This is a genomic window from Gammaproteobacteria bacterium (assembly GCA_027296625.1).
Lineage (GTDB): Bacteria > Pseudomonadota > Gammaproteobacteria > JAKEHO01 > JAKEHO01 > JAKEHO01.
In genome coordinates this window covers 1-3,494 of sequence record JAPUIX010000026.1, presented here as the reverse complement: position 1 = coordinate 3,494, position 3,494 = coordinate 1, and the positions used below count along the sequence as shown (strand labels likewise).

The following is a 3,494-nucleotide window of genomic DNA, read 5'->3' as shown; positions in this document are numbered from 1 at the left end:
GTCATGGTTGTAACGTTCACCGGTCCAAAGCGGTGATTCAGAGACCGGGTGATTCTCGCGCTGCCAGCTTTGTGTACATTGCAGCTGATCGCCGGGCAAATCCGACATGGCCAAGAATTGCCACGGCGTGGCGCAGCGCTTCCCGGCCCTGGTTTCCGCCAAGATTAGCGATGTCTCTTCTTCATAATCACGCCAATCGCAAGCATGCCTTTTCGCGTAGTAGAGCCTCCCACGAGCATCGCTGTAATTGGGGTCGATATTGATTCCGCACTCGAAGTCTTGGACCGCCTCATCCAAGAGCTTCAAGTCCAGAAGAAGTTTTCCACGATTGAATAGGGTGCGCGCGGCATTGGGTTCGATGGCCAGGGCCCGGTTATAACTTTCGAGGGAATCTTCCAAACGTCTCAAACCTCGCAGCACGTTTCCGCGATTGTTATGCGCTTTCGCATAGTCGGGATGGATCGCCAGGGCTTGGTCGTAATTCCTGAGCGCTTCATCAAAATGATTCAGTTCCAACAGGGCATTTCCGCGATTGTTGCGCGCCTCGAAATAGTCGGGATGAATCGCCAGCGCCTTGTCATAGCTTTGGAGCGCCTCATCGGGACGATGAAGTTCCAGCAATATATTTCCGCGATTGTTTTGCGCCTCGGCATGATCAGGCCTGATCGCGAGCACCTCGTCAAAGCACTCCAGCGCATCATCCAGACGATGAAGTTCCTGCAGTGCAATTCCGCGATTGTTTTGCGCCTCGGCATGGTCAGGTCTGATTGACAAGACCCTATCGAAGCATTTCAACGCGTCCCCTGGGCGCTTCAATGGGAGCAGGGCTTTGCCGAGATTGTACAATGCCTGTTGATCATTTTTTTTGACCTTCAATGCTGCTTTTATCAGGCGCACCGCTTCGCGAAATTCGCCCCGCTGCGCATGGATTACGCCGAGCAGTTGTAATGCATTGAAGTGTTTGCGATCGGTCGCGAGGATTTGATGATACAGTTGCTCGGCTTTGGGAAGGTTTCCTGCTTGGTGTGCCGCAAACGCGGTCCCTAACGTCTCCGATATGTTTATTTTCGCGTTCATCCTTTAGCCCTACCATCGGCTGTCTGGTCGTTTGGCCGGCAAAGTCCGCCCGGGTTGGGAAATCTTACTTCTTTGAGCCGCATTCTGCTAAGCGGAGAATTTCTAGATGGCTTCCCCCGGTTGCCGGCGATGGCAGCACAAAGGGCATCCGGCGACATATCCAGCACTGCACTGGCACGATAGGTCGTGGTCCATCCATTAACGAGCTGGTTTGTGATTAGCAAAGCCTGCCGAAAAATTATTGTACGCGTTGAGGACGCACCCGTTGAGAATACCGAACAGTACTGAGCTGATGTCCGCTTTGAGTCATGTGTGGACGGCTCCCCTTTGGCAATGGATTCTTTGAGATCGGTGCAAGATAGTCGGGTGCAGTCATGTGTCCGGCCTGTTTGCGCTGTTCCACGACCGCCGGCCCTAATGCAATCTGCGGGGCCAGGTCCCAGTCAAAAGCACGCGCGCAGATGCCGCCCTGACCCAAGCGGGTTTTCCCGACCCTCGGTTCGACCGTTTTCGCGTTACCTCACCTTCACCCCGTCAAACTGTTGGGCTTCTGCCTGTCGTCTCGACGCCTAGTGAGCCGCCGGCCGGTAGCTCTCACCACCCATGAGAACGCCCAAGACAATGCAGGCGTTCTTATTGGCCACCGCCACCGCGGCAACCTTGGTTGGTTTGCGGGTTAAAATTTCGGCAAGCCACGGAAGGTGTGATATGACACGCCGTTTCGCATGATGGACAACCGACATAATGCTGGCAACGAGAAGCCACCGCAGATACTGATCCCCTTGTTTGGAGATCCGCCCCAGGCGTTGCTTGCCGCCAGTCGTGTTGTGCCGCGGCACCAGCCGGATCCAGGCGGCCAACTCACGCCCCGACTTGCCTGCCGGGCGGTATCGGGCCACTATCAACCTTGTCGCAGGAATGCAAATGGGGAATCCTGAATCAACTCGAGAATGCGCTACCAATATCGCATACGGTGGTATCATCTTGGGCTGTAATAAACGAAGGATAAACGACTTTGAAAAAGCGCGTTTTATACCTGCTTCAGGAATACCCGCAGCTCTCGGAGACATATATCTATAACGAAATAGAGAATGTTTCGCATCTGTACGAGCTTCAGATATTTGCGGCCAGACCAGCCAACTTGCCCTATCAAAATCACCGCAGTTATTGCCTTGGCGCCGATGCGCCACAGAAAGTGCTGGATCAATTGGTGGAAGTTTTTCACCCTCATATTGTCCATTTTCATTATATGACCCTCGCCCATCAATTCGTGCCGTTCTGCGAGCATTATTCGATCCCTTACACCGTCCGCGCCCACAGTTTTGACGTGCTGACGGGGTTTGATCCCGCTGATCCGTCCTATCTGGAGAAGGTCGGTCGCTTTACTGAATTAATCAATTCTGATCTCTGCCTTGGGGTACTGACGTTCCCGTTTACTTGTGAATATTTCCTGAAATGTGGGGTCCAGGAAGAAAAGCTCCACCTGGCGTTTCCCGTGGTGGACATCAATAGATTCTTCGATAAATCTGAAAATGGGGACGCCATCATCAATATGGGCGCGACCCTGGGGAAAAAGGCGATGGGGGATTTTCTCTCGCTCGCCAATATGCTGCCCGATCTCACGTTCAATCTGTACCCCATCGGTTACAGCGCAGACAAATTGAAAGAAGAAAATAGGACGATGAATGGGCTGTGCAATATCCGTGACGTTGTGCAACCCGAAGAAATGCCTGGGGTTTATAAACAACACCGCTGGCTGGTCTATACCGCCGACAAAGTTTTGAAAAATGTAGGATGGCCCTTGGCGGTTGCCGAGGCTCAGGCGGCCGGCGTCGGCGTCTGTATTGCAAATATCCGTCCTGACCTCCAAGACTACGTGGGCGAAGGCGGCGGCATCCTGTTCGACGATCTGGAGGATCTCAGAAAAATCCTCCCCGAAAAAGTACCCCATGATATGCGTGAACGGGGCTTCGAGCTTTGCTGGCGGTCCGATATCCGGCGTAACATCCCCCAGCTTACCGATCTGTGGGATAGTGTCTAAGACATCCACCGCCGGCTGATAACGCGTCCACGCGGTCGGAAACAGGCAATCGGCAACCGCATTCGCCCATGCGCGGGCCCAGGGTGGTATGGCGCGTAGGTCCTATCACAATTGATTCCGAAGAAAATAGCGTGCCGCCCGGTGCAGAAAACGGCCTTACCCTGCGCGCCCCATTTACTCAAGGCGGGGGCCACCCGAAGGTCGCACATGAACGCCACGGGTCCGGGGAGCGAACCGGGGCGCCCGATCACGACTCTTGGCCGGGGATGGGGAAAACCGCCCTGTTGCCTGAGGTTCGGTTGCGTGATTCGGTTGTCATGGTGATTCGCGGGAGGGCTGGCTGTCGATGATGAAGCCGATCCCGGCGATGCCCGCG

General features: G+C 54.5%; 3 protein-coding genes. 1 reads left to right on the top strand and 2 read right to left on the bottom strand.

Annotated features, from left to right (window positions below; translation table 11 throughout):
- Positions 1–1,077, bottom strand: a 1,077-nt coding sequence (locus tag O6944_01095; GenBank protein MCZ6717744.1) for a tetratricopeptide repeat protein, incomplete at its 3' end; no start/stop codon positions are given.
- 569 nt (positions 1,078–1,646) lie between these two features.
- Positions 1,647–1,976, bottom strand: coding sequence for a transposase (locus tag O6944_01090; GenBank protein MCZ6717743.1), 330 nt, complete (start codon positions 1,974–1,976; stop codon positions 1,647–1,649).
- A gap of 296 nt (positions 1,977–2,272) precedes the next feature.
- On the opposite strand from O6944_01090, the gene O6944_01085 reads away from it, so the two are divergent.
- A complete protein-coding gene (locus O6944_01085; protein MCZ6717742.1) occupies positions 2,273–3,118 on the top strand; it encodes a hypothetical protein in 846 nt (281 codons plus the stop codon).
- Positions 3,119–3,494: the final 376 nt, after the last annotated feature.